Raw genomic sequence first — 25,587 nt, 5'->3', positions numbered from 1 at the left:
ATCCGGCTAAGCACTGAAAAAGAAATAATGGAGGGCGATACCGGAAAACACCAGTAACCCGACATAATGGTTGTGTAAAAATGCCTGAAAACAACCTGCCCGGCTACTAACTGCCAGTCGATACTGATAGATAAATGCTACCAAACAACAGCTGAGCGCGGCATAATAAACCATACTCAACTGCGCCAGCACCCCAACATACCCCAACAATAGTAAGGTTAACAGCTGTAATAAACCGATAATGGGTAGCACCTGCCTGCCAAATAAAATCGCGGTTGATTTAATACCCGCCTTAACATCATCTGGCTTATCTACCATCGCATAATAGGTATCGTAGGCGACAGTCCAGCATAAATTAGCCAAATACAAATACCAGACTACTGCTGGCAACTGCAACTGAATTGCCATAAAAGCCATCGGCATCCCCCAGCTGAATGCGGCCCCCAGCACCAGTTGGGGTAAATGGGTATAGCGTTTCATAAAGGGATAGGCGGCAGCCAACAGTAAGGCGACTAATGACAGCAGCACGGTCTGCCAGTTCAACCACAGCAATAAGCTTGCGCTAAGGATCACCAGCAAACTGAATAATTGTAAGGCCTCCGTCGCAGTAACCCTGCCCTGAGCCAAAGGTCGCTGAGCGGTGCGCTCGACCAGGCCGTCGACGTGGCGGTCAGCATAATCATTGATAACACAGCCAGCTGAGCGCATCAGGATCACACCCAAACTGAAAATAACCAGCATGCCGGGTTCCGGCACGCCCCCGGAGGCCAACCATAAAGCCCACCAGGTAGGCCACAACAACAAATAAATGCCAATAGGTTTATCCAACCGCATCAACAGCCGGTAATCATGCCAGCGATGCCAGCTCAACTGCCAACTCATAGTGTCAGTATTCCATCTAAAAACACTTCGGCAACCAGTAGCGGGTGGCCAGCCAGGGTAAATACTGAACGACGGGCCCAGTATTCTCCAGACGCTACGGCAGCAGCTAACGGCTGGTGCAATTGCACCCTGGCAACCTCGACTGCACTGCGCCTGACATGTTGTTGCTGAAAAATTACTTCACCCAACGGCTGCTCGCCAAGTTCTGCAAGTGGCCGTAATGCGGCTAACGTCTTTAAAGGCAGCCAGCTTTGTGCATAAACACAAGGCAGCTGGTTACAGGACATTAGTACCTCACGGCATTGAGCAACCTGACTATCCGGCAGCAATGGTAGCAAAAACGCAGGTAAAGCTTGCTGCTGCTGTTGCAACACCTGTAACTGAAAATCGCGGGCACGGTGTTTCAACCTCGCTGTCAGAGAGGCAGGTTCCAGCAACCAGGCCTGTAGCAGAGGAGGCAAGGCAACGGCGCTGGCCAATTGCCAGTCGGCCGCCAATGAAATAGCAGGTTTAGCCACTAAAATGCTCAGATGACGATAATGTGGCCGGATGATAACAAGTTAAGCTTACCTTTTCAGCTGAAAAAACTATTGCGCTGATTAGAAATAAACTGGTAATGATCCGGGGAAAACACTAAGGTTAACAAAGTATTCCCCCTGATACAGAAAAAAGGCCGGGCCAGATGAAATTATTCGTTTTCGTACTTATTGCATTAATGCTGATGCTGTCACCCGCCAGCGCAAAGCAACAGGAAGCGGAGTTTGTTTATTATGGCTTTGATCCGGATATCGTAACCAATTATGTGTCAGGCAACAGGCGCAGCCTTGGTTATGTCAGGGTTACTATCGAATTAATGATTACCGACAAAAATTTTCTGCCGGCTATTGAGCATCACGAGCCGTTAATTCTCGACACCATTATTGGCATTCTTAGCAAACAATCAGAAGACAACGTAAAATCGCTGACCGGCAGGGAAGAAATCCGGACCACGATTTTAACAAAATTGCAGGAAGTACTGAAAAGGGAAACCGGTGACGCTATTATTAAAGACGTACTTTTTACCAAGTATTTGTATCAATAACCTGTAGCAGCACGAGGCGGCTTAATCAGCAGTGCCATCGCCAGACCGGCCAGTAAGCCAGCTAAATGCGCCCAGTTTGCCATGCTAACCCAAAGTACATCAGCAAAACCCAGTAACAGCCATACCACCATAAAAGCAGCCAGCGCATCGCTTATCAGAGGCCACGGCTGCGGATACCGTTTCTGATTAAGCCAGCAGAAACCAAACAGCGCATAAACTACCCCTGACAAACCACCAAAGTTGGTACCAACCAGAAAGTATTGTGCCGCGTTGGAAATAACGGCTGTAGCCACCATGAAGTTCAACAGGGACATGCTGCCAAAACGCCGCTCTACTGCAGCACCGAGCAACAACCACCACAGTAAATTGAACACCAGATGAGTCACAGAGAAATGTAATAATACCGGGGTAAACCAGCGCCAGAGCTGCTGGGGTTCGGTTAACTGTAAAGCCGTTACGGCAGCTTGAAAACTGACTTGCTGCCAGCCGTAAACCAGCAGACATAACACCAGCATTATGCTGGTTACCGGACTATTCACCAGCTTAGTCCAGGGAATATGCACCGTGTTCTTTGGTCCGGACGTTGCTACAGGCTGGCTGCGCTGCCATGCTGCAGCCTGATAACGTGGGTGGTCTGGCTGGGTTATAAACTCTCTGAGCAATTCAGTTGCCTGCTCATAACCCGCCTGATCGCAATACAGTATTGCCGGAGCCTGCGGTGTCAGTTCAGCGTTTACCTGCAGTCCTTTGCTCTTACAGTAGTCTGCGAATAATAGCGCGGCGGCGGGATTGTTAACTTCAGCCAGCTTACGCATCGCTATCGCGCTCAAACGGCTGAGATTGTTGCCATTCACTAAAGCCACCGTCCATACTGTAAACTTTCTCGAACCCCTGCTGAGCCAGATATTGCGCTGCTCCCTGACTGGAATTGCCGTGATAACACACCACAATGACCGGCTGATCAAATTCGATCTGCTGCATAAACTGATTCAAACTGCCGTTGGTCAGATGATAAGCACCGGCAATATGGCCATTGGCGAAGCTCTGTTCATCCCGGATATCGGCAATTATCACAGGCTGTTGCGCTAGCATGGCCACTGTATCTGTAACAGAAATATGATGAAAATCGGTCATATTGGTTCTCAGTTGTCTCTGTAGTTAAGTCAGGATCTCTATAATAACGCACTGAAGTCTAAATAGCAGCTGACAACGTCTTGTCTGTTTTAGCAATTACTGAACAAGAAAGGCTGGACATTCGATTAAACTGTTGTTAACAATATTGGCATCAAACCATAGTGCCGGGAATTCACCATGAACCTACTTATTGTCCTTGTCATACTTGCAGTCATCATTTTCTACGTAATTAGCATTTTTAATCAACTGGTTAAGTTAAAAAACCGCTTTCAGAATGCTTTTGCTCAAATTGAGGTGCAATTAAAGCGACGTTATGACCTGATCCCTAACCTGGTAGAAACCGCAAAAGCCTATATGTCGCATGAGCGGGAAACACTGGAAGCGGTGATCAGCGCCCGTAACGCGGCGATGGCTGGCTTGAAAGTAGCAGCAAACAACCCTGGCGATGCCGGTGCTATCAGCCAACTGGCCGGTGCTGAAGGTGCATTACAAAGTGCAATGGGCCGGCTGAATATGGTTATGGAAGCGTATCCTGACTTGAAAGCCAATCAGAATATGATGCAATTATCTGAAGAATTAACCAGCACTGAAAACAGGGTAGCATTTGCCCGGCAAGCCTTTAACGACGCGGTTACTGAATATAATACGTATAAACAAAGCTTTCCACCTGTGCTGGTAGCCGCCACCTTTGGCCATGCCAACGACGCAACCTTACTGGAGTTTGAAGACAGTCAGCTAATTCAGGCAGCACCGAAAGTGAGCTTCTGATAAGCCATGGCAACTAACTTTTTCAGTCAACAGGATTTAGCCCGTCGCAATACCCGGATCCTGGTGTCATTATTCAGTCTGGCCGTAATCCTGCTGTTGTTACTAACCAACGCTCTGGTGTTGGTTGGGCTTGGCCTGGTAGATTTACAAAATGTTGATTCGCCCGCTGCAATAGAGCACGGTCTGCCCTGGCCCACTGTGTTTTTTATCAGTAGTGCGGTAATCGTTGCTGTCGGCATTGCCGTGTTAATTAAGTGGCAACAACTGAAGGGCGGCGGTAAAGTTGTGGCAACCAGCCTTGGCGGCAGCCGGATTGATGCCGCCAGTGATGACCCACTTGAACGACGCTTGCTAAACGTAGTGGAAGAAATGGCTATTGCTGCCAATGTACCGGTACCACCGGTTTATTTGTTACCTGAAAAAGGCATTAATGCATTTGCCGCGGGTTACAGTCCGGGGGATGCGGTAATTGGGGTAACCAGGGGCTGTATTGAGCAGTTAAACCGGGATGAGTTACAAGGCGTGGTGGCACATGAATTCAGCCACATTCTAAATGGTGATATGCGGATGAATATCCGGATGATTGCCATCTTAAACGGGATTCTATTTTTAGGACATATCGGGTACTACATGCTGCGCTCTGGCAGCACCACCAGAGGCAGTATCAGCCGCAGCAGCAGTGGTAAGAATAAAAACGCCGGCGGTATCCTGGCTATTGCCCTGGGCCTGGTTGTCATTGGTTACTTAGGTTCATTTTTCGGCAACCTGATCAAAGCGGCGGTCAGCAGGCAGCGCGAATATCTGGCCGATGCCTCGGCAGTGCAATTCAGTCGAAACCCCAGAGGAATTGCCGGCGCATTAAAACGAATAGGTGCGCACAGTGCAGGTACCCGTATTAACAACCAGAATGCCGATGAAAATAGTCACTTGTTTTTTGGTGAAGCCATCTCCCGCTGGGCAAGTATTTTTGCCACGCATCCGCCACTAAACCAGCGGATCAAGCGTCTTGAACCGCACTGGAACGGCAAATTCCCCAGTCCGGTAAGCCAGGTAGAGGTTGTAACCGAACCCACCGAAGCTAAGCCTGCAAGCAGCACAATGCCAGATAAACAAACAATAATGCAGGCCATGGCTGCCTTGCCGATGCTGTTGGTGCAGAACAGCCGCCAGCCACTGCAAGCTCAGGCTATCGTCTGCGCCTTGTTATTACAGCATCCTGACTATGAAGCCGAGCAAATAAAGTTAATTAAAGAGCAGGGCTCACTGGAGTTGTTGCAACAGGTTGATCAACTGGTCGACGCTGTACAGGCGTTGAGTTTGCCGCTGCAGGTGCAATTGTTGCAGCGCACAGTACCGGCGCTAAAAGAGCTTAGCAACGACCAGTTTCTCAAGTTTGAACGCTTGCTCACCGCGCTGACTGCGGCTGATAAACAATTGTCACTGCCAGAATGGATTATCATTAATTTTATTGATCATACTGTCGCCAGCCACTTTAAACCGAAACAGCAAATTAGTGGCGCAAGGCAGGCAGATTTTGCCACCTTGCAAACTCCGGCTACGCAGTTACTTGCCGCAGTTGCAAGGGCAGCGGGTGAGCCAGAAACTTGTCGGCAAGCATGGCTGGCTGGGTTAAATACCCTGGGACTTGCCGAAACGACGGCAATGCCTGCAAGCAATTTGCCCGATTTAACTCATCATCTTGACCGGCTGCTTAGTGCGGCACCGTTGGTAAAACAAAAAATCTGGCAGGCAATACTGGCCGCAGTAGCAGCTGATAACCTGCAAACTGACAGCGAACAGGCGTTATTGACTGCGCTGGCTTTACTGCTGGAAATGCCCTGGCAGCCAGAGGTAGCCGCTGTTTAAGCGGCTTGTATTGCGGTCAAATTGTTAAAAATCCACTTTAGGGCTTTAGCCCGGACGTCAGCTAAGGTAAAATAACCGGTTCTTGTTTAATTCCGGAGGCTCTGTGTCCGATAATCCGTCAGATAATCGCTTGTTTTTATTGTACGATTCCTCATTCGACGATATGGATGCGGAAGGCTGCCCGGGCTTTGGCTTTGTGTTGCTGTTCAATGAGGCTGACATCAGCCAGTTTACTGCTGGTGAAAATCCGGCTTGTCCGGCAGTTTCGATGTTGTTTACTGATCATGCCGATGGCAGTATCAGCGGCGATTTGTTGGGCTGGGCACATTTAGATGCTGAGATTTTTCAGCACTATCCCCTTGGTCAGTTTTTAACCCTGATGGAACAAGCTGCGCAGGTTGCCGTAAACGCCTTCCGGCAAGTGGGTCAGGTACCAGACAAGTTGGTGGCGCTAAATCTGCCTGATGACGATTTGATCCAGTTTGATGTGCAATTTAATGATCTGCAGCTGGAAGATAAGCAAAGTGAGTTAATGCTGGCACAGCAACTGATGGTCGGCCGCCCCTACCTCGATTCCTGAGATAGTTTATATCCCAGCAGTGCAATCGCCAATTGCAATTTATCGCCGTTCTTTTACTATAGCGAATATCGGTAAATAAACAGGTCAGCAGACGGAGTAAGCGTGATGACTACTGCCCTAGATATGGCCCTGATTGAACGGGCTTTAAGCGGCTTTACTATTCCGCCACGACCAGAGATATTGCAACATATCCAGCAACAGCTGGCGAAGAGTGAGCCTAGTATCAGCCGGATTGCTGCATTAATAAATCTGGATGTCGGCATCGCCGGTTTTACTTTAAAAGTTGTCAATTCAGCATACTTTGGTCTGCGTCAGAAAATCACCTCTATTGAGCATGCCTGTAAATATCTGGGCCTGAACCGGGTTATTGCTCTGGTCCGGAGTATTCTGCTGCGCTTTACCCTGGCAGAAGGCCGGCAGGATCCTTTTAGTCAGCGTTTATGGAGCAGTGCCCTGCATACTGCCACTATCGCTATGGCGTTGGCAAAACAGTTTAATCTTAACCAGGCAGCGCAGGATGACTGCTATAGCCTGGGATTATTTCATAATGCTGGTATCGCCCTGATCAGTGAGCAGGCGCCTCAGTATGCCACGTTAATGCAACAGGGCTTACAGGCGGGCCGTGGCTGCAGCGAAATTGAAGAGCAGCATTTCCAGACCTGCCATGAAGTGCTGGGTTATTTAATTGCCCAGTCCTGGGGATTAACGCCGGAACTCTGTAATGTTATTGCTTACCACCACAGCCCCGCGCTAATTTTGCAATCCGATAATGATTATGAACAACAGTTGTTTGCCCTGTTGAAACTGGCCGAGTTTTTCAGTGGCGAAAGCCGGTTGCTTTATAACATTAATGTTGACCCGGAATGGCAAAATTACAGTGGTGCTATTTTAGATGTACTTGAGCTGGACAGCCTGAGCCTGCCTGATTTTGCCGAATTGTTGCACCGCCAGGATATTCATACCGTATATAGCCTTAACTGAAGCCTGTTAAAGTATAGCTGTGGTCCACCGCAAGTCACTACTGCCTCAGAAAATATGTCCCTGTTGTCAGCGCCCTTTCAATTGGCGCAAAAAATGGCAGTTAAACTGGGACAAGGTCATTTATTGTTCTGAACGCTGTCGCCGGAACAAAACATCACCTATTGTTGAACACAGCCGTTTTTAAGCTGAAGTCGATAAATAAAAACCGCAATGACAGCGTTGTCATTACGGTTTTTGTCTGCTACATTTGTTCCACCGATAACACTATAAAGCGGTTTTTCTGACTTTTCCTGCAAGGCGGGCCCAATGCAAATTGTTATATTACCTACAGCTGAAGACGTGGCAGAATATGGCACACAGCTATTCATTCGTCAGCTGACTGAAAAGCCACAGTCTGTGCTGGGGTTAGCCACAGGTTCGACTCCCCTGGCATTATACCGGTTGTTAATTAGTGCCTGCCAACAGCAAGAAGTGTCCTTCGCCAAAGCTAAAACCTTTAATCTTGATGAGTATCTGGGTTTATCAGCCGACCATCCGCAAAGCTACCGCTATTTTATGCAGCAGCATTTATTTGACGCTATCGATATTCTGCCGGCAAATACCGCGGTGCCAGACGGCTGTGCTGCCGACCCTGTTGCCGCTTGTCAGCAGTTCGAGCAGCAAATTGCTGATGCCGGTGGTATCGACCTGCAATTATTGGGGTTGGGCCGCAATGGCCATATTGGTTTTAACGAACCGTCTTCCGGACTGCGTTCCCGTACCCGGATTAAAACCCTGACCCCGGCAACGATTGCTGATAATGCCCGTTTCTTTGCGCCGGGTGAGTATCAGCCTCATTTATCGATCACCATGGGAATTGGCACCATTCTGGATGCCCGTAAAGTACTGCTACTGGCCACTGGCGCCAATAAAGCCGGTGCAGTTAAAGCCATGATCGAAGGGCCACTAACTGCCTCCTGTCCGGCCTCTGCTTTGCAATTACATCAGCAGGCCGTTGTGGTGCTGGATGAAGCCGCAGCAGCAGAGCTGGCTGATATTGAATTCTACCGGCATATCGAGCGGGAAAATCAGGCGCTGCTAAAACGATTAAGCGGCCGGTAATACCCAACTACGCCGGTTCCGGCTATAATAGCGCCCTTAATTTAAGCCATCAGCGCTGCAGCATCAAGTAGGAAGGGTATATGCAAATTGTGTTGGCGCCGATGGAAGGTGTAGTAGACCACCTGATGCGGGAAATGCTAACCCAAATAGGAGGCTACGACTTATGTGTAACCGAATTCATCCGGATAGTTGACCAACGTTTACCCGCCAGAGTGTTTTACCGGATTTGCCCTGAGTTATTGCAGGGTGGCCAAACCTTGTCAGGCACACCGGTTCGGGTGCAATTGCTGGGGCAAGAGCCCAACTGGCTGGCAGAAAATGCGGTTAGGGCGGTCGAGCTGGGGTCGCCCGGAGTAGACTTAAATTTTGGCTGCCCAGCCAAAGCAGTGAATAAAAGCCGTGGTGGAGCGGTACTGTTAAAAGAAACCGAGCAGCTTTACCGGATTGTTAAAGCGGTGCGGGATGCGGTGCCGCCTGAGTTTCCGGTAAGCGCTAAAATCCGCCTTGGCTATGATGACACCAGCCTGACCTTAGCGAATGCCGAAGCCATTTCTGCTGCCGGTGCCAGCAGCCTCGCCGTACATGCCCGTACCAAGAGCGATGGCTACCGGCCACCTGCATATTGGCCTTGGATCGCAAGAATTAAAAAACACATTGATATCCCCGTTATCGCCAACGGCGAAATATGGACCGCCAGCGACGCTCTGCTGTGTCAGCAGCAAAGCAACTGCGCTGATATTATGCTGGGGCGCGGCGCACTGGCCATGCCTAACCTGGCGCAAACTATCAGGCAACAGCAAGACGTAATGCCATGGCAGCAAGTGCTTGAATTACTGATGCATTACTCAGAATTTGAAATGGCTGGCGATAAAGGAAAGTACTATGCCAACCGGGTAAAACAGTGGTTCAGCTATTTAAAGCTACAGTACCCGCAGGCTGCTAATTTATTCCAGCATCTGCGGTTACTAAGGACCAGCTCTGATATTCTGCTTTTATTAACCAATGAGTTAGCAAAACTGAACGCAAAACATAGCACACAAACATAAGTTCGTGTGCTATGAAAAAAAGCCTGAGTTACCAGTTTAACACCACTTTGCCTGACTGGCCGGAGCACATAATATCAAACCCTTCCTGGAAGCGTTCCATCGGCATTTCATGAGTCACCATTGGGGTCAGATCCAGGCCTGACTGAATCAAACTGGCCATTTTGTACCAGGTTTCAAACATTTCCCGGCCATAAATACCTTTTATTATCAATCCTTTGAAAATTACTTTGTTCCAGTCTACCGCCATATCAGACGGCGGAATACCCAGCATGGCAATCTTGCCACCGTGGTTCATGGTATCAAGCATGCTGCGAAACGCAGATGGCACACCGGACATTTCCATACCCACGTCAAAGCCTTCTGTCATACCCAGTTCTTTCATCACATCTTTCAGGTTCTGCTGGCTGACATCAACCGCCCGGCTGGCGCCCATTTTCAAAGCCAGTTCCAGCCGGTAAGGATTAACGTCGGTGATCACCACATGCCGGGCGCCTACATGACGCGCCACAGCTGCAGCCATTATTCCGATAGGACCGGCCCCGGTAATTAATACATCCTCGCCAACCAGATCAAACGATAGCGCGGTATGCACCGCATTGCCGAACGGGTCAAAAATAGCGGCGATACTATCCGGAATATTGTCTGGCAGCTTGAAGGCATTGTAGGCCGGAATGACCAGATACTCGGCGAAAGCACCCGGCCGGTTCACGCCCACACCGGTGGTGTTTCGACACAAGTGCACCCGGCCGGCCCGGCAATTGCGGCAATGGCCGCAAGTAATGTGGCCCTCGCCCGACACCCTGTCGCCGACGCTAAAACCACGAACTTCTGAACCCATCCCTTCAATGACACCCACATACTCGTGCCCCACTACCATACCGTGGGGAATGGTGTTCTGCGCCCATTCATCCCATTTGTAAATATGGACATCAGTACCACAAATCGCGGTTTTTTTAATCTTGATTAATACGTCATTCGGGCCAACCTGAGGTTTATCGACTTCAGTCTGCCAAATGCCGGGTTCTGCTTTTAATTTTGCTAATGCTTTCATTTTACGTCCCGCCCTTATGCGATCACGCCCATGTCTTTACCAATCCGGATAAAGGCATCAATAGCCTTATCCAGTTGCGCTTTGCTGTGTGCTGCAGAAATCTGGGTGCGAATTCGGGCCTGACCTTTTGGCACCACCGGGAACGAAAAACCAACGACATAAATTCCTTCCGCCAGCATGCGTTTTGCCATTTCGGCTGCAACTTTGGCATCGCCCAGCATCACCGGAATAATCGCATGGTCTTTCCCTGCCAGGGTAAAGCCAGCAGCTGACATTTTTTCCCGGAAATAATTGGCGTTATCCCACAGTTTAGCGCGCAGGGCATCGCCCGACGCCAGCATATCCAGCACCTTAATTGACGCGGTAACAATGGACGGCGCCAGCGAATTTGAAAATAAATACGGCCGTGAGCGCTGACGCAGCCAGGCAATCACTTCTTTTTTACCGGAAGTGAAGCCGCCCGACGCCCCACCAAGTGCTTTGCCAAGAGTTCCGGTAATAATATCTACCCGCTCAAGGACATCGCAGTACTCATGAGTGCCGCGGCCCTTTTTACCGACAAAGCCAACCGCATGGCTGTCGTCAACCATAACCATGGCATTATATTTGTCGGCCAGATCACATATCGCTTTTAAGTCAGCAATAATACCATCCATCGAAAACACACCGTCGGTGGCGATCAGTTTAAAGCGGGCACCATCTGCATCAGCTTGCTTTAGCTGCGCTTCCAGATCTGTCATATCGTTATTGGCATAACGATAACGTTTTGCTTTGCACAAACGCACACCATCAATAATCGAAGCATGATTAAGCGCGTCAGAAATAACGGCGTCTTCTGCAGTTAAAATGGTTTCAAACAAACCACCGTTAGCATCAAAGCAAGACGAATAAAGAATGGTGCCTTCTGTACCCAGAAACTCGCTGACTTTTGCTTCCAGGGTTTTATGAATATCCTGGGTACCACAAATAAAACGCACTGATGCTACCCCAAAGCCATGACTGTCAAGGCCTTGTTTTGCCGCAGCAATCAGATCCGGGTGGTTCGCCAGGCCCAGATAATTATTGGCACAGAAATTCAGTACCTGAGTGCCGCCCACTGTGACATCCGCTTGCTGCTGGGAGGAGATAATCCGCTCTGCCTTAAATAACCCTTCAGCGGTTACGTCTTCGATTTGGTGTTGTAGATGTTGCAGAAAAGCGCTATTGCGCATGCGGCCTCCTGATTGGCGATGGTCTGGGCGGTTTTAAAGGATGCACATTGTAATGGTTAACACGCTGCTCTGCAGCGTTTCGCCATTAAGTGTAGTAGCTGGCAGTTTTACAGCTGTAAATAATCAGATACAAGCGCGGCTGTTTTCATTAGCTGGTCTGATCTGCACCGGCCAGATTAGCATAGTGTTGCTGCAAATTACTGATCCTCGGTAAGGCATGAGCGGTGGCGTAAGGTTTAAATAATAGCAGCACCTTTAACACCCCCTGATAGACACTGGCCTGATTTATCGGTTTATCCGGTGCCTGGGTTTTCAGATAACTGATCCAGAAGGTAACCAACAATTTAATGCTGTGGGCAAAGCCAGTGATATCTTCGTCGGCAATTTCAATCACTGCTTTAGCTTTCAGTGCCTTTAGCACCGAGATCACGCGCTCCAGCACCCCTTGTTGCACCCGGGCATAATCCTGCTGTAAAGCAATGTCCCGGGCCAGAATATCGGGCAGATTGGCGTAGAAAAAATGAAAACGCCACATCAATTCAAACACCACATCCAGATACTCTGCCAGCGCATCCAGTGCTTCTTTCTCGGCAGAAGGCGGTTTTATCCGGGTTTCCAGTAACTTGGCATACTCTTTAAAAATTTGCCGGACTATGTCTTCTTTATTCCGAAAATGATAATACAAATTCCCCGGGCTGATTCCTAAGTGAGCGGCAATATGATTGGTCGTAACCTGACGTTCCCCGACTTCGTTAAACAGCGCGATACTGGCTTGCAGAATTTTATCTTTGGTTCTGAGCTTTTTTTCCATGTCGGCAGCTAAGCTTCTTTGTTGGTATAGTTGTTTGCTATAGTAACGCCAAACTGACTAAAAACTCTAGTCGCTTACACTGCAGAGATGTCAGCTGGCGATAACATAAGCAAACTATTATGAAAGTACATACCATATGAAAGTAAAAGCCATTTACCCCGGCACCTTTGACCCACTAACCAATGGCCACAGCGATCTGGTATTGCGGGCAGCCCGGCTGTTTGATTCAGTAGTGGTTGGGGTAGCATCAAACCCCAGTAAACAGCCATTATTCAGCCTGAATGAACGGGTGCAACTGGCTGAGCAAGCCTTTGCAGATTGTCGCAATGTACAGGTTATTGGCTTTTCCGGTTTACTGGCCCAGTTTGCCAAAGAGCAGCATGCTCAGGTCTTGTTGCGGGGCGTACGGGCAGTGGCTGACTACGAATACGAGTTTCAGCTGGCCAGCATGAACCGCCAGCTAAACCCTGAGCTGGATAGTCTGTTTATGACGCCTTCAGAGAAAAATACTTTTATTTCATCTACTTTAGTAAAAGAAGTGTGTCGTCATGGCGGTGATATCAGTAGTTTTGTGCCCGCTCATGTTGAGCGGGCATTAAAAGCAAAGTTCAGCAAAATCTGAAAATGGTTTAACCCCAGTTCCGCAGCTTATGGCCTTTGAAAGCATAAAACAGGATATAAGCGTAACAGGGCAGCATCATCCAGTAAGCAAACTGGCTGTCACCTGAGCTATGCGCCAGATAACCATAAACCATTGGCAATATTGCCCCTCCGGCAATGCCCATAATCAGTAACGCTGAGCCTGTGCTGGTTAACTTACCCAACCCCTGCAACGCCAGAGGCCACACTGCCGGCCAAACCAGGGCGTTGGCGAAGCCCAGTAATGCCAGAAACATTACCGTGTCCGGCACTACCGGAATACCACTCCAGCCAAACAGCACATCTGCCAGCAAGCTACTGCCGGTATTACCAAAAATCACGCCGAGCGTGAACAATAAACCGAACACAGCTGACCCCTGCAACGCCCGATCCTGCGACAAGTATTTAGGAATACAGAAGACACCTACCAGGTAACCCAGTACCATAAAAGCCATGGTGTATGACGTTAGCGCGCCAAAATGCGCCACACCCAGTCCCTGCCCATATAAACCGATAGTGTCGCCGGCAATAACTTCGACTCCAACATAAACAAATAATGCCACAACACCCAACACCAGTTGCGGATGACTGAAAATAGCAGTCCAGGATGTACTTGTGGCGTTATCATCCTCGCTGTCATTTAAATTCAGTTCGGGTAAGGGGGAAAATTTGACAAAGGCAGCCAGCAGCAGCAGGGCAACCGTCATATAGATATAAGGCGTTACCAGCCGGTTTGATAGCTCAGCCAACTGGATATTGCGCTCGGCCTCTGTCAGCACAGCCAATGCCTCTGCTGAAAATTGCTCCATGCCGGTTAACACCCAGGCCGTAAAGATAATGGGCACAATAAAACCAGCGCCTTTATTAACCAACCCCATAATACTAATGCGCATGGCAGCACTTTCCCGCGGGCCGATACAGACAATATAAGGGTTAGATGCTGTTTGCAGAATAGTCAGTCCGGTTCCCAGAATGAACAAAGCCGCTAAAAATAATGCATAGTGCGAGGTCTGCGCCGCCGGAATAAACAAAATGGCACCAATGGCCATGATCAATAACCCCAGCACCATGCCATTCTTATACCCTACTTTATTCAGGACAAATGACATGGGCAGCGCCATTACGACGTAGGCAATATAAAACGCAAAAGTAACCAGTAAGGCCTGGAACTCGTTCAGCTCGCAAACAATTTTTAAAAACGGGATCAGAGAGCCATTTAACCAGGTTACAAAACCAAAGATAAAAAATAAGATACCGATAATTATCATTGGTAACACACTACTATGGCTCACTGGCCGGGCAACAGATCTTTCCATTATATGTAGTCCTCTTTTATTATAATCATTTGAGCTGCTCAGCCGGATGCGCCTGATAAACACTGTTGCCGGCCATCCAGTTTTGCTGCACCTGATAATGCTCATCCAGCAATACCATATCGGCCTGAAAACCGTTGCGCAGCCGGCCGTAATTGTCGGCGCGGCCCAATGCCTCAGCCGGATAAAGCGCTGCCATTCGCAAGGCTTCGCCCGGTTCAACCGCCAATACCTCAACCGCGTAGCGCACGGCACTGGCCATATCCAGTACTGAACCTGCCAGCGCACCGGCTTCGTTAGTTAGCTTGTTACCTTCGCGCACCACCTTACCGCTAAAAAAAGCAAATTCAGTATCATCGGTGCCAACCGGTGCCATCGCATCAGTCACCAGTACGACCTTGCCTTTAGGCTTGGCGGCCAGCGCCAGTTTGGCGGCTGTCGGATGCAAGTGCAGACCGTCCAGAATAATGCCACACCAGCTGTCTGCATCAGTCAGCGCCACACCTACCATGCCCGGCTCCCGTGAGGTAAGCGGCGACATGGCGTTATACAAATGAGTAAAACCCCGGGCCCCGGCGGCCAGCGCCTGCTGTACAGTAGCGGCGTCGGCATTAGAATGCCCGAGCCAAACCTGCATACCCGCTGCTGTCAATTGTTTGATTTGTTGTGGCGTGACATTTTCCGGTGCTACGGTAATCAGCTTAATGCCAATATCAGTGCGCTGATACAGTGCCAGCTCGGCCGCTGACAATGGCCGGATATGCTCGGCCGGATGGACGCCTTTTTTCGGCACAGATAAATGTGGACCTTCAAAATGCAGGCCAATGATCCCTGGTAGCTTGGCGGCAATAGCCTGTGCCACTACATCAGCAGTTCGTTGCATAACTTCAACAGAATCGGTAATCACGGTCGGTAACATTGCGCAGGTGCCAAAGCGGGCATGCGCCTGCACCATGCTGCGCAAGGTTAGCAAAGTCGGCGCAGTATTAAACAGCACACCACCACCGCCATTGACCTGTAAATCAATAAAGCCCGGTACCAGAGTGCCCGTGAGCACAGTCCCGATGGCGGGCTTAATACCGGTAATCACGCCCTCGCGCCAGCTTAGCTCAACATTGCTGTGCCAGGCATTCCCATCAAAAAGCGAAGCGACAGCAACACTGTTATTGCTGCCGTCCTGTTCAGATAATTTATTCATTATGTCGTTCCGGTTTCAACAGCGCTGGCAATCGCTTGCCTGGCAAACCATACTGCGCCATGTTCCGGCGGCTGGGACGCTGGCACCACCAATTGACGCACCGCTGATGCAAGATAAGGTTCTACTTTATATGCCAGACCACCGATTAAACACAAGGCCTGAGGATCAATAGTCAGTAACCGCTCGGCAATCGCATTAATATGGCCGGCACCTTGCTCAACTATTTGCCGGGCGACAGCATCACCATGCTCTGCCGCAGTAAATACCAGCGGTGCCAGCCGGGCGTAGTCAGTAGGGCTGGCATTCATAAAATGTGACACTAGTCGTAAGGTATCATTACATGCCACTTCTGCCTGCAACAGTTCCGTCAGCAAGGTTGGTTCAATCAACTGATCTTTACTGCGAAGCACCTGCTGCAATAGCTGCAAGCCGAACCATGCACCACTGCCATTATCGCCGTAGGGAAAACCATGGCCACCAACTTCCAGCAGCTGGCCTTTCACCGCCGCCAGGCCGCAGGAGCCGGTACCGCAGATAAGCACAGCACCATCCTGTCCCTGGTGCGCACCAATACAGGCAATATGTAAGTCGCTGGTCAGGTGTAAACTGGCAAAAGGGTGTTGCCAGGCCGAAAATAACTGATAGTACTCTGGCAAATTAACCCCAGCCAGCCCTGCCCCAACCACCAGTTTTGCCATTGCACTGTGTGGCAGGCCGGCGCTATCTAATGCCTGCTTTGTAGCATCGATAATAGACGCCGTAGCCAATTGCATACCACGCAGCGGATTCGCCGGACCTGACAAACCCTCACCCAGCACGCGCTCATCCGCTGCCATAAGCACCACCCGGCATTTACTGCCGCCACCATCGATGCCTAAATACAAGGGTTGTTGTGTTGGTACCTCTGTCCTCATCCTGGATCCTCTTTCCTGAGTCGGCGTGGTTCACTCAATTTGCCTTGCCGTGCTGTAACCTAAGCGGTTTAATTGGCTGAAGCTTGACTTTAGCATAAGTCTTTGCCAAATTGACAGCGTTGTCATTTTGTTTTTCAGCATATAATAAATCTGACAAATAACAAGAGCCTTGTTTAATTTTCAGCCGGATTTTTTCCAGCAACGCCAGGAGCAGGTAAATGCGTCAAATTTACATATTGATTTTTATAGGGTTTATAAGTTTGAATTGCAAGGCAGCCATTAATAGCCAAAGCGAATTAGCTAATTTTGCCAACGGTGCTGAACTGTGGTTTGCCGTTGAATCAAATTTACTGGCCGAGCCTGGCACCTTTAAAGGCAGTATTAGTCTGATAAACAAATCAGCACACCCCTTACCTGGCGGGTCGGCAGACTGGAGCATTTATCTGCATATGGTACGCCGGCTCAATAGTACAGAACAGGCTGGCCTGACTTTGCAGCATATTCAGGGTGATTTGCATCGTATCTCGCCAACCGAAGATTTTAAAGGCCTGGCCGTTGGCGCGCAGTCACAACTGCATTTCCACTCTGCACCCTGGATCATCAGCTACAGCGACTTTATGCCGCGGGCATTTATTGTTGCCCATGGGCTCACTCCGGAAATATTTGCCAATACCGACAGTGAGGATTTCAGCCGCTTTGTCCGGCCGTTGACCAAGCCACAGCAGCTACTGCGTAATATAGGTGATGGCGACAAATTTGCCACTATGACCAACCAGCAACGTTATAAGCAACAGCTACCAACAGATGAGCCATTGTTAACAGACACTCAGCTGCAGCAACGGATTATTCCCACACCCCAACAGTCACAAACTCAGCCTGGCAGCACAACGATAAGCAGCCAGTGGCAAGTTAATGTCAGCGCTGCATTAGAACAGGAAGGTCAGTACTTACAACAGCAGTTGCAACAGTACTTTGACGGCGATATTGCCCTTGTTCAGGCAAAGCGCAAACAGCAAATCCGGCTGGCTTTGTCACAAACCGATGAGCGAATGGCTGCTGAAAGCTACACGTTACAGATTAACGCTGACGTAATTGAGATTACCGGTGCCGATAGTGCCGGGGTATTTTATGGCATTCAGAGTTTACTGGCACTTTTGCCTGTTACTGAACGCGCCACAACCAAGGTGCGCTTGCCACGACTGCAGATTATTGACCAACCCCGTTATCAATGGCGCGGTATGCACTACGATATGGGCCGGAACTTTCATGGGTTCGATGTCACCCTGCGGCTGATTGAACAAATGGCCCGTTACAAACTGAATAAATTACATCTGCATCTGACTGAGGATGAGGGCTGGCGCCTTGAAATTCCGGGCTTACCCGAGCTGACGGAGTTGGGGGCATTTCGCTGCTTTGATTTAACCGAGCAGCACTGCCTGCTGACTCAGCTGGGTACGGGTCCACACACCAGTGGCTCTGGCAATGGTTACTATAGCCACGAACAATATATTCAGTTACTACGCCATGCCCGGGCACATCATATAGAGGTGATTCCGGAGATTGACTTACCTGGCCACGCCCGTGCCGCTATTAAAGCAATGGAAGCGCGTTATCAGCGGCTGAATCTGGCCGAGCAGCCAGAGCAGGCGAACCACTACCGGCTGACAGAGGAACACGACCAGTCTGACTACCTGACGGTGCAAAACTATAACGATAATTCGGTAAACGTTTGTCTGGAGTCAAGCTATCAGTTTGTTGATAAAGTTGTTGGTGAACTGCAGCAAATGCATCTGGACGCAGGTACACCGCTGCGGTTGTTTCATATGGGCGGTGATGAAGTTGCCAAAGGCTCCTGGCAGGGCTCACCGGCATGTCAGCAGCTCATTGCTATCCCTGACAATGGGGTTAACAGTGTGGCTGATTTAAAACCCTACTTTATTAACCGGGTCGCCGAACTGGCGGCGCAGCGGGGCTTAGCCTTAGCTGCCTGGGAAGATGGTTTAATGGCGACCCCTGCCCAGCCTTTTGCCCGGGAACAATTCAAAAACCCGCAAGTGGTGGTAAACGCCTGGGATAATATCTGGGAATGGGGTTATGGCGACAGAGCCTATCTGTTTGCGAATGCCGGTTATGATGTGGTGCAATCGCCAGGAACGAACCTGTACTTTGACCACCCGCAGGAGGCGCACCCGGCAGAGCGTGGTTACTACTGGGCTGCCCGTTATACTGATACAGAGAAAGTATTTTTCTACCGGCCCGATCATCTGTATCACAACGCCGAATTCACCCGCGACGGCAGCGCTATTACAGATTTAGCCGCCTTACTGGGCCGGGAGTTGCCACAGCTGGAAAAGCCGCAGCATATGCTGGGTATTCAGGGCCAGCTGTGGAGTGAAACCGTTCGCACTGCAGCGCAACTGGAGCAAATGCTTTACCCCCGGTTAATTGCTCTGGCTGAGCGGGCCTGGCATAAAGCCAGCTGGGAACCTGATAAGGCAAGTAGCGCTGCCCGTAACGACTGGCATCAATTCAGTCAGCGTCTGGTCAGTTATGAATTGCCGAAGTTGCAACGAAGTAACAGCGGACATTATTTACCGCCGCCAGGCGCCATACGCGACAATGGAATAGTTAAAGCGAGCACGGCCTGGCCTGGTCTGACTATTGAGTACAGTGTCGATCAGGGCCAGAGCTGGCAGCGCTATCAACAGGTTATTACGGTAGTTCAGCAGCACGTGTGGTTACGCAGCAGGCTTGGTGAGGTCAGCAGCAGAGTTATTAAACTCTGAATCTGATTATTCAATTAATTTATCTGTACTAACAAAAACGGCACCTGCACGGTGCCGTTTTCAATATCAGATATTGCAATCAGACCGGCTTAGCCAGCTTTTGCACCAGTTTCTGAGTATGTTGCAGTGACATCAGGTGGGCATAAATGGCTGTCAGGAAGCCTAACTTGCGCAGCTCCAGGAACACGTCATCTCCCAGCTCGTTCAGCTTTTTCTCGTCGATCATATGAATACCATTAATATTGCGCGGTTCACCGTCGATAGTAATGGTCAATACCTGCTCTTTAATCAGATCCAGGCTCTTTAATTTTTCACTGAAACCACGGGTCATCCGGCTGAATTCAACGTACTCACCCATTTGCTTTTTCCGATCGGCCAGGTAATCAGTCTCGCTGCCATCTTCTTTAAACAATGACACACCGTCGGTTTCATTAACCCGCTCTGACGCTTCATCTAATGCTATTACTAAGCGGTCACTTTTTGGTTCAGGTTGCACCAGCACCAGTGGATAATTGCGCGCTACCCGTGGCACGTAAAGCGCCTGCCATTTACCGTCGTCGATTACCAGGTTCTGGTTAGCCGCTAAACCCAGCAACACCACAGGCTGATAGCTGTCATTCTGGCCATCTTTAACAAAAACAACCGGAAACTCAGCACCCGCCACCACAAACTCCTGTACCACTACGGGTAACATATGTTGATTGGCAACATGGCTGAATGCATTAACATTGCTGATTTTGGTCTTGGCGTGTTGTTCTTTATTTAGCGCGACTACTTTATTCTGTTCCATAGATAACTCATTGTTATGGGATTTTTAAGATACCAGCTGGGTGCGGCGTTAATATTTTCAGCAGCTGCAGGTGCTGCCACCGTCTGATCCACTGGCGTACCGGCGTTATCTTGCGTCAAGTTGGCTTGTGAATCAACTGCTGAATACCGATAAAACCGGCGATAAACCCGGGTAGTTGCCAACAGACAACATCTTTACCCCTCGGTATGTCTGGCCAGCGAATTAATCAGCCAGTTGGTTATTGCCTGTTTAGCAGCAAACGCGCCCTGCCCCTGAATACCCTGCTTATTAGCTGGAATATGGGCCAGTGCATCATCGTTATTATTCAGCAGAAAATGACTGAACATTGCTTGCCATGCCTGGCGCTGCTGCGGCGGTAACTCACGTAAACTGAGCAAGCTGTGCAGCAGGCCGTTCAAGGGCGCCGGCCGGCTGTCTGTCGTGCCTATAGAGCCGTTCCACCAGTAGTTAACCAGCAAATTGACGGCAGCAGTGGACTGTACCTGATGCCACCACAATGCCGGGATATACAACACATCACCGGGTTCAAGCTCAGCTGTCAAAGCGTGTTGCAGCGCCTCAGCCGCCCTGGGAAAGCGTTTGAAATCAGGCTGGCTGAAATCAACCAGACTTATAGGCGCACCGGTTGGTGTATAGTCCAGCGGTCCGATGTACAGATTGGACACCTGCTCTGGCGCAAACAAGGTAAAAACCCGTTTGCCGGCTACGACACAAGCCAGGTTATCGGCGTCATCGAAGTGCGCCGGCACCGTCACCTTATTGCCCAGCCATATTCTGGGAGCAACCGACGCCGCTAATAACGGATTAGTATTTTCTGCGGTAAAAGCAGGTAAACAGTCGCTGACTAGTGCACTTTGCGCGGCAATGCGCACTGCCTGCGGATCTGTTTTGGTTTTGTGCAGTTGAGCCAGTATGGCAGTTAGCGGGTACTGACGTTTTTCATAGTTAAAGCCTGCCCAATCGGGCTGATAACCTATCCGGCCATCCGTTTGCGCGGCCAGCAGCAACGTATCAACCTGCCAGCCACTATCCATAGCGGCAATATACTGCTGCAAACTCTCCGCAGACGCCATTGCCCGTTGCACCACCGGCCAGTGCTTTAGCAAGCCTTTTAATATTGCTGGTTTTGCAGCAGGCATTATCTCTTGCTGCCACTTTGCCACCGTGACGTTATGCCAGCATTTTACTGCCTCAGCCATAGTTCACTCCAAAAACTAAAAGGGGTTAACACCTGATGCCAACCCCTTATACTTATTACTTTTTAACCCGCTTAGAATGCCATTCTGATCCCGGCAGTAAAGCGGCGGCCATTCTGATAAATCGAGAATAAACGTGCCGTATCGGTGTTGTACTCCACCACTTCCTCATCAGTCAGGTTAACCGCTTCCAGTGACAATGTGATTGTATCTGTCAGATTGTAACCGAAACTGGCATCCAGCTGACCGTAGCTGTCATTCCAGAGTTCATCACCATTAAAATGTAAGCCTTTATACCACTCAGTACGGTAGTTATACATCAGCCTGGCACTGAGGGTATCCGTTTCATAGTAGACACTGGCATTCATCATATGCCGTGAAGTACCTTCCACCAGGCCAGAGCCCGGCCGTGTCAGTTGCCGCTCTTCATCACGCTGGGCGTTAGTGTAGGTGTAATTTGCACTAACCCCATAATCACCAAAAGCCTGCTGAAATGTCAGCTCGATACCATCGGTTGTACCACCAGGACCATTCTCCGGCCGGGTAAAGGTTACATCAACCCACACTTCGCCTTCTTCCCAGTAACGCTGGTCAACGAAGGTTGAGAAACTGCGGTAGCTTTTAATGTCTTTGTGAAAGTAGGTTACAGCAAGCAGCGCGGATGCATCAAAATACCATTCCCAGGACAAATCAAACTGATCTGCAATCTGTGGCATCAGATTAGGATTACTGGCACTGCCTGTTGGTTGCGCCACGTTCAGTGAACCATATGTAATTGACGATGAAATATTATTCCAGTCCTGGCGCGCCATTACCCGGGCGGCGCCAAAACGCAAAATTTGATCTTCAGATAAATCAAAAGCAATATTCAGGCTGGGCAGCACTTCACTGTAATCGTTTTTAGTCTCTACCCATTCCAGCACTTCAGGTGTAAGCCACTCACGGTCAATGGTCCACAGGCCCCAGGAGTCTCCCGAGAACTCATACCCCCCCGACGTTTGCTGGGTATCGACAAAACGTACACCAACATTCCCGCGAAAGCCCTCACCCTCAAAGTCGCCCTGGACGTACAACGCCAGAATATCTTCTTCAACTGTCCAAATCTCAGCGAGGTTTTTCGAGCGGGCAAAATCTGCTGGTACCCCATTTAAGCCGTCAAAGGCAATCTGCTCCATCGCATGGCGATTGTGCGCCATCTGTTGGGTCATATTGCCATTGACTACCGCATCGATATTAACCGTACCATTAAACAGGCCGCACTGTGCCCAGTCGTAACAAGTGGCAAAAATATGATCCAGATAACTGCCGGCGACATCTTCATTGCCGGTCATGGTTTGCGGGCCGTGCCAGCTATACGCTATCCGGTCCTGGGTCCGTTCAGCCATCCGGTATTTTGCGCCGGTTTTAATGGCAGTAAAGGCCCCTTTCTGTACCGGAATAGTAAAATCAAACTGGGCATAGGTTTCTTCATCAGTTGTCGGCTTTTCGCCACCCCAGATCCAGCCCGGACGAAACTGGGTCGGATCGGTCGCATCAACTTCAGTATTGGCCGTCGGCGTACCACTGCGTAAATCGAAGTCATAGCCAGTGCCTCCTGCAGGGCCGTACTCCCATGATGTTTCCCGGTAGGTGCCTCCTTTTGCTTCGGTATGACCAAGCTGGGTATGCAATTCAAAGTTGTCGGCACTGTAATTAAGATCAAAATCAATAGCACGGGTTTCTGTAGACGATACGCGGTTAATAAAGTTATAAGCCGCAGTGCCGGCGGCCGCAACTTCACCAGCAACAATACTGCCATTTTCAAGCGCAGTATTAGTTAGCGAACCTGCGTTGTTGTTGACGAAAATAAGCCAGTTCTGGTTATGATTATTGGCATCAACTTTTGAATCCAGGATATTGAGTACCATATCCAGATTGTCATTGGGCCGGGATTGCAACGACAAAAACAGCGTTTCGCGTTCACGATCCTGCTCAAAGCGGGGCACCCCAATATGACTTGGTAATTTTGCGTCTAAATCAGCATTATTTGGCCAGCCCAGCACTTCAAAGCCCTGCCGGACCACTTTACGGTCTTGTTTTATCGCCGACACCAGTACCCCGAAGCTTTCTGCTTCGTTCTTCCATGAGTACATGCCGGACAGTTGCGGGTCCCACTGCTCTGATGCTTCTGAATACTGACCTTCCAGCGAGAGGTTTAGCGAATTTGCCTCCATCGACAACGGCGTCCGGGTACGCAAAATAACGGTGCCGCCTATCGAACCTTCATCAATACTTGCCAAAGGCGATTTATATACTTCTAAATCTGATACCAGGGCTGAGGGCAGCATGGTGTAGTTAAAACTACGGCCCGGATTATCCAGTATAAACCAGTCGGCAGTTGCCACCGTCTGACCATTTAATAAGGTACGGTTTGTTGAGGAACTGGCGCCACGAATGGTAATTTTTTCACCTTCACCAAATTCGCGGCTCACCCCGACACCGGTGATCCTGGACAGCGATTCAGCGACGTTTTTATCCGGAAACTTGCCAATGTCTTCCGCTGTCACTACATCAACGATGGCATTGGAATATCGCTTGGCATTCAGGTTAGCTTCCTGCGAGGCACGAATACCCCTAACCTGAATTACTTCGACTTGTTGCTCTTTTGCCCCGTCATCCTGTGCCACTACCGGCATTGCTGTAACTGCAGCTCCGGCAATTATCGCCATTTTTACCGCTATAACACTTTTTCTTACGTTGTTGTGCAGCATGTGTTTCTCCCGTTCCTGTGCTCATTGGCATGGTACTTTTTATCTTTTATATTAATGACAGCGTTGTCATCTGAGTTAAACATACACAAATTAATTTTGCTTTGCAAAGATTTTAAGCTGTTTTTTTAACCAGTTATTAGGGTGGTAGAAGTGTTTCGCAAAACAAGCCTGCTCGTGGGAATCGGCAGCTACAAGGCGTGAGAAATAAGTTATGCTACTGATTTATAAATATTAATATCCATTACTCCGGTTTAAAGCCTGTCTGCAGGCGTTCGATGGTTGCAATTTATTGCAATAACCGATGTTGAACATTTTTGTATCAGCCTGAACATTGGCTAGCGCTGTCATAATGACCAACAAGGCATGTTATAAACCTGCTGCAATATGCTAGACTGAGCAATATAAGCGGCTATGCCGACCTGAGAAGATCAATGAAAATAACCATTAACGATGTAGCAAGACTGGCGGGTGTCTCGATAAAAACCGTATCCAGAGTGATGAACAACGAACCCTCGGTGCGCAAAGACACTTTTGATAAAGTAACTGCCGCCATTAAGCAGCTGCAATATCAACCTAACTCTGCCGCCCGCAATCTGGCCAGCAGCCGCTCTTACAGCATTGGTTATGTGTATGACAACCCCAATGCCTATTATGTTATTGAGATGCAACGCGGCATGCTGGATGCGTGTCGCAAACATCATTATGAATTAATTATTCACCCCACTAACGCCAAGTCACCGGACATTGTGCAGGAAGTACTCGAGCTGGTTGAACGCTCGCGGCTGGCAGGGTTGGTGTTAACGCCACCGTTTTCAGAAATGCCGCATCTGGCTGAAGCGCTGACAGCAAAAGATATTGCCTTTGTCCGGATTATTTCCGGTTCTACGCCATCACCAAAACTCAGCAACTGCGTGCTGGTAGACGATTTTACTGCGGCATTTAAAATTACTAATCATTTACTGGAACTGGGCCACACCGATATCGCCTTTTTAGGCGGTGACGAAGAACACAGTTCCAGCGGCGAACGGCTGGCGGGTTTTGAAGCTGCGCTGGGTAAACGCGGCCTGAAACCGAGACCGGAGTGGGTAGTATCCGGCAGCTACTCCTTTGAATCAGGTGTCGCCCGTGCCAAAACCTTGCTGAGCGCCAAACATAAGCCCAGCGCAATATTTGCCTGTAACGATGAAATTGCAGCCGGCGCCTTATTTAGCGCCCGCTTAATGAATGTCGCTATTCCGGAGCAACTGGCAATTGCCGGCTTTGAAAACAGCCCGTTTTCGCGCCAGACCTGGCCGCGACTGACAACTGCTCATCAGCCGAACACCACTATTGCCCAATACGCTGCAGAGCTGTTATTTAAGTGCAGCAAAAAAACCAACAACAAAGCTGATGTTAAACAGCAGACGGTATTTATCCCGGAACTGGTCGTACGAGAGTCCACTTCGCCCGGCGGTTAAGCTTTATAAGT

Annotated in this window: 24 protein-coding genes; 11 read left to right on the top strand and 13 right to left on the bottom strand. The window is 49.4% G+C overall.

Annotated features, from left to right (window positions below):
• Nucleotides 1-6 precede the first annotated feature (6 nt).
• Nucleotides 7-882 carry a 4-hydroxybenzoate octaprenyltransferase gene (ubiA, locus tag CRO03_RS14845; RefSeq protein WP_097112420.1) on the bottom strand — a complete coding sequence of 292 codons (876 nt, stop codon included), beginning with the start codon at nucleotides 880-882 and terminating at the stop codon, nucleotides 7-9.
• Nucleotides 879-1,400 carry a chorismate--pyruvate lyase family protein gene (locus CRO03_RS14840; RefSeq protein WP_097112419.1) on the bottom strand — a complete coding sequence of 174 codons (522 nt, stop codon included), beginning with the start codon at nucleotides 1,398-1,400 and terminating at the stop codon, nucleotides 879-881. The genes ubiA and CRO03_RS14840 overlap by 4 nt, the downstream gene beginning before the upstream one ends.
• Before the next feature lie 164 nt (nucleotides 1,401-1,564).
• On the opposite strand from CRO03_RS14840, the gene CRO03_RS14835 reads away from it, so the two are divergent.
• Nucleotides 1,565-1,963 (top strand): flagellar basal body-associated protein FliL, encoded by a 399-nt coding sequence (locus CRO03_RS14835; protein WP_097112418.1) that lies wholly within the window; start codon nucleotides 1,565-1,567, stop codon nucleotides 1,961-1,963.
• Here CRO03_RS14835 and glpG read toward each other — a convergent pair.
• Both glpG and glpE read right to left on the bottom strand, forming a co-directional pair.
• Nucleotides 1,957-2,817 (bottom strand): rhomboid family intramembrane serine protease GlpG, encoded by an 861-nt coding sequence (gene glpG / locus CRO03_RS14830; protein WP_245861679.1) that lies wholly within the window; start codon nucleotides 2,815-2,817, stop codon nucleotides 1,957-1,959. The two genes, CRO03_RS14835 and glpG, sit on opposite strands and share 7 nt — an antisense overlap.
• Entirely contained in the window at nucleotides 2,771-3,097 is a 327-nt protein-coding gene (gene glpE, locus CRO03_RS14825) for a thiosulfate sulfurtransferase GlpE (protein WP_097112416.1), read from the bottom strand. Before glpE ends, glpG begins: the two co-directional genes overlap by 47 nt.
• 177 nt (nucleotides 3,098-3,274) lie before the next feature.
• Here glpE and CRO03_RS14820 point away from each other — a divergent pair, with 177 nt between their 5' ends.
• The 7 genes from CRO03_RS14820 to dusC all read left to right on the top strand — a co-directional run bounded on the left by CRO03_RS14820 (nucleotide 3,275) and on the right by dusC (nucleotide 9,439).
• A complete protein-coding gene (locus CRO03_RS14820) occupies nucleotides 3,275-3,865 on the top strand; it encodes a LemA family protein (RefSeq protein ID WP_097112415.1) in 591 nt (196 codons plus the stop codon).
• A 6-nt stretch (nucleotides 3,866-3,871) separates the two neighbouring features.
• Entirely contained in the window at nucleotides 3,872-5,731 is a 1,860-nt protein-coding gene (locus tag CRO03_RS14815) for a M48 family metallopeptidase (protein WP_097112414.1), read from the top strand.
• A 103-nt stretch (nucleotides 5,732-5,834) separates the two neighbouring features.
• Nucleotides 5,835-6,311 carry a hypothetical protein gene (locus tag CRO03_RS14810; RefSeq protein ID WP_212682428.1) on the top strand — a complete coding sequence of 159 codons (477 nt, stop codon included), beginning with the start codon at nucleotides 5,835-5,837 and terminating at the stop codon, nucleotides 6,309-6,311.
• Nucleotides 6,312-6,416: 105 nt separating this feature from the next.
• Nucleotides 6,417-7,292 (top strand): HDOD domain-containing protein, encoded by an 876-nt coding sequence (locus CRO03_RS14805; protein WP_097112413.1) that lies wholly within the window; start codon nucleotides 6,417-6,419, stop codon nucleotides 7,290-7,292.
• A 19-nt stretch (nucleotides 7,293-7,311) separates the two neighbouring features.
• The gene (locus CRO03_RS14800; protein ID WP_097112412.1) at nucleotides 7,312-7,476 is read left to right on the top strand and encodes a DUF2256 domain-containing protein; all 165 of its coding nucleotides are present in this window, start codon (nucleotides 7,312-7,314) and stop codon (nucleotides 7,474-7,476) included.
• 122 nt (nucleotides 7,477-7,598) lie between these two features.
• Complete coding sequence (nagB, locus tag CRO03_RS14795; protein WP_097112411.1) at nucleotides 7,599-8,393, top strand: glucosamine-6-phosphate deaminase; 795 nt, start codon at nucleotides 7,599-7,601, stop codon at nucleotides 8,391-8,393.
• Between the two features lie 80 nt (nucleotides 8,394-8,473).
• Nucleotides 8,474-9,439: a tRNA dihydrouridine(16) synthase DusC gene (gene dusC / locus CRO03_RS14790; RefSeq protein ID WP_097112410.1), complete on the top strand. Its 966-nt coding sequence runs from the start codon at nucleotides 8,474-8,476 to the stop codon at nucleotides 9,437-9,439.
• A gap of 28 nt (nucleotides 9,440-9,467) precedes the next feature.
• On the opposite strand, the gene tdh is transcribed toward dusC, so the two are convergent.
• The 3 genes from tdh to CRO03_RS14775 all read right to left on the bottom strand — a co-directional run bounded on the left by tdh (nucleotide 9,468) and on the right by CRO03_RS14775 (nucleotide 12,512).
• Nucleotides 9,468-10,490: an L-threonine 3-dehydrogenase gene (gene tdh, locus CRO03_RS14785; RefSeq protein ID WP_097112409.1), complete on the bottom strand. Its 1,023-nt coding sequence runs from the start codon at nucleotides 10,488-10,490 to the stop codon at nucleotides 9,468-9,470.
• Between the two features lie 14 nt (nucleotides 10,491-10,504).
• Complete coding sequence (locus CRO03_RS14780) at nucleotides 10,505-11,701, bottom strand: glycine C-acetyltransferase (RefSeq protein ID WP_097112408.1); 1,197 nt, start codon at nucleotides 11,699-11,701, stop codon at nucleotides 10,505-10,507.
• Nucleotides 11,702-11,849: 148 nt separating this feature from the next.
• Nucleotides 11,850-12,512 carry a TetR/AcrR family transcriptional regulator gene (locus CRO03_RS14775; protein WP_097112407.1) on the bottom strand — a complete coding sequence of 221 codons (663 nt, stop codon included), beginning with the start codon at nucleotides 12,510-12,512 and terminating at the stop codon, nucleotides 11,850-11,852.
• Between the two features lie 136 nt (nucleotides 12,513-12,648).
• Between CRO03_RS14775 and coaD the strand changes: the two genes are divergently transcribed.
• Nucleotides 12,649-13,134, top strand: coding sequence for a pantetheine-phosphate adenylyltransferase (gene coaD, locus CRO03_RS14770; protein WP_097112406.1), 486 nt, complete (start codon nucleotides 12,649-12,651; stop codon nucleotides 13,132-13,134).
• A gap of 7 nt (nucleotides 13,135-13,141) precedes the next feature.
• Here coaD and CRO03_RS14765 read toward each other — a convergent pair whose 3' ends face one another.
• From CRO03_RS14765 to nagK, 3 genes are read right to left on the bottom strand one after another with little or no spacing between them, the layout of a single operon-like run.
• Complete coding sequence (locus tag CRO03_RS14765) at nucleotides 13,142-14,467, bottom strand: sugar MFS transporter (RefSeq protein WP_097112405.1); 1,326 nt, start codon at nucleotides 14,465-14,467, stop codon at nucleotides 13,142-13,144.
• Nucleotides 14,468-14,492: 25 nt separating this feature from the next.
• Nucleotides 14,493-15,662 carry an N-acetylglucosamine-6-phosphate deacetylase gene (gene nagA, locus CRO03_RS14760; RefSeq protein WP_097112404.1) on the bottom strand — a complete coding sequence of 390 codons (1,170 nt, stop codon included), beginning with the start codon at nucleotides 15,660-15,662 and terminating at the stop codon, nucleotides 14,493-14,495.
• Entirely contained in the window at nucleotides 15,662-16,576 is a 915-nt protein-coding gene (nagK, locus tag CRO03_RS14755; RefSeq protein WP_097112403.1) for an N-acetylglucosamine kinase, read from the bottom strand. Before nagK ends, nagA begins: the two co-directional genes overlap by 1 nt.
• Before the next feature lie 218 nt (nucleotides 16,577-16,794).
• Between nagK and CRO03_RS14750 the strand changes: the two genes are divergently transcribed.
• Complete coding sequence (locus CRO03_RS14750; RefSeq protein ID WP_170949030.1) at nucleotides 16,795-19,362, top strand: family 20 glycosylhydrolase; 2,568 nt, start codon at nucleotides 16,795-16,797, stop codon at nucleotides 19,360-19,362.
• A gap of 79 nt (nucleotides 19,363-19,441) precedes the next feature.
• Here CRO03_RS14750 and CRO03_RS14745 read toward each other — a convergent pair whose 3' ends face one another.
• From CRO03_RS14745 to CRO03_RS14735, 3 genes are all read right to left on the bottom strand, one after another.
• Nucleotides 19,442-20,152, bottom strand: coding sequence for a SapC family protein (locus CRO03_RS14745; protein WP_097112402.1), 711 nt, complete (start codon nucleotides 20,150-20,152; stop codon nucleotides 19,442-19,444).
• A gap of 194 nt (nucleotides 20,153-20,346) precedes the next feature.
• Nucleotides 20,347-21,372, bottom strand: coding sequence for a cupin-like domain-containing protein (locus CRO03_RS14740; RefSeq protein WP_097112401.1), 1,026 nt, complete (start codon nucleotides 21,370-21,372; stop codon nucleotides 20,347-20,349).
• 71 nt (nucleotides 21,373-21,443) lie between these two features.
• On the bottom strand, nucleotides 21,444-24,119 hold the full coding sequence (locus CRO03_RS14735) for a TonB-dependent receptor (RefSeq protein WP_170949029.1): 2,676 nt from the start codon (nucleotides 24,117-24,119) through the stop codon (nucleotides 21,444-21,446).
• Nucleotides 24,120-24,550: 431 nt separating this feature from the next.
• Between CRO03_RS14735 and CRO03_RS14730 the strand changes: the two genes are divergently transcribed.
• Nucleotides 24,551-25,576: a LacI family DNA-binding transcriptional regulator gene (locus CRO03_RS14730; RefSeq protein WP_097112400.1), complete on the top strand. Its 1,026-nt coding sequence runs from the start codon at nucleotides 24,551-24,553 to the stop codon at nucleotides 25,574-25,576.
• Nucleotides 25,577-25,587 lie beyond the last annotated feature (11 nt).

Source organism: Arsukibacterium tuosuense (assembly GCF_900215315.1).
Classification (GTDB): Bacteria; Pseudomonadota; Gammaproteobacteria; order Enterobacterales; family Alteromonadaceae; genus Alishewanella; species Alishewanella tuosuense.
The sequence above is the reverse complement of the archived record's forward strand: the minus strand, read 5'-3'. Positions and strand labels throughout refer to the sequence as shown.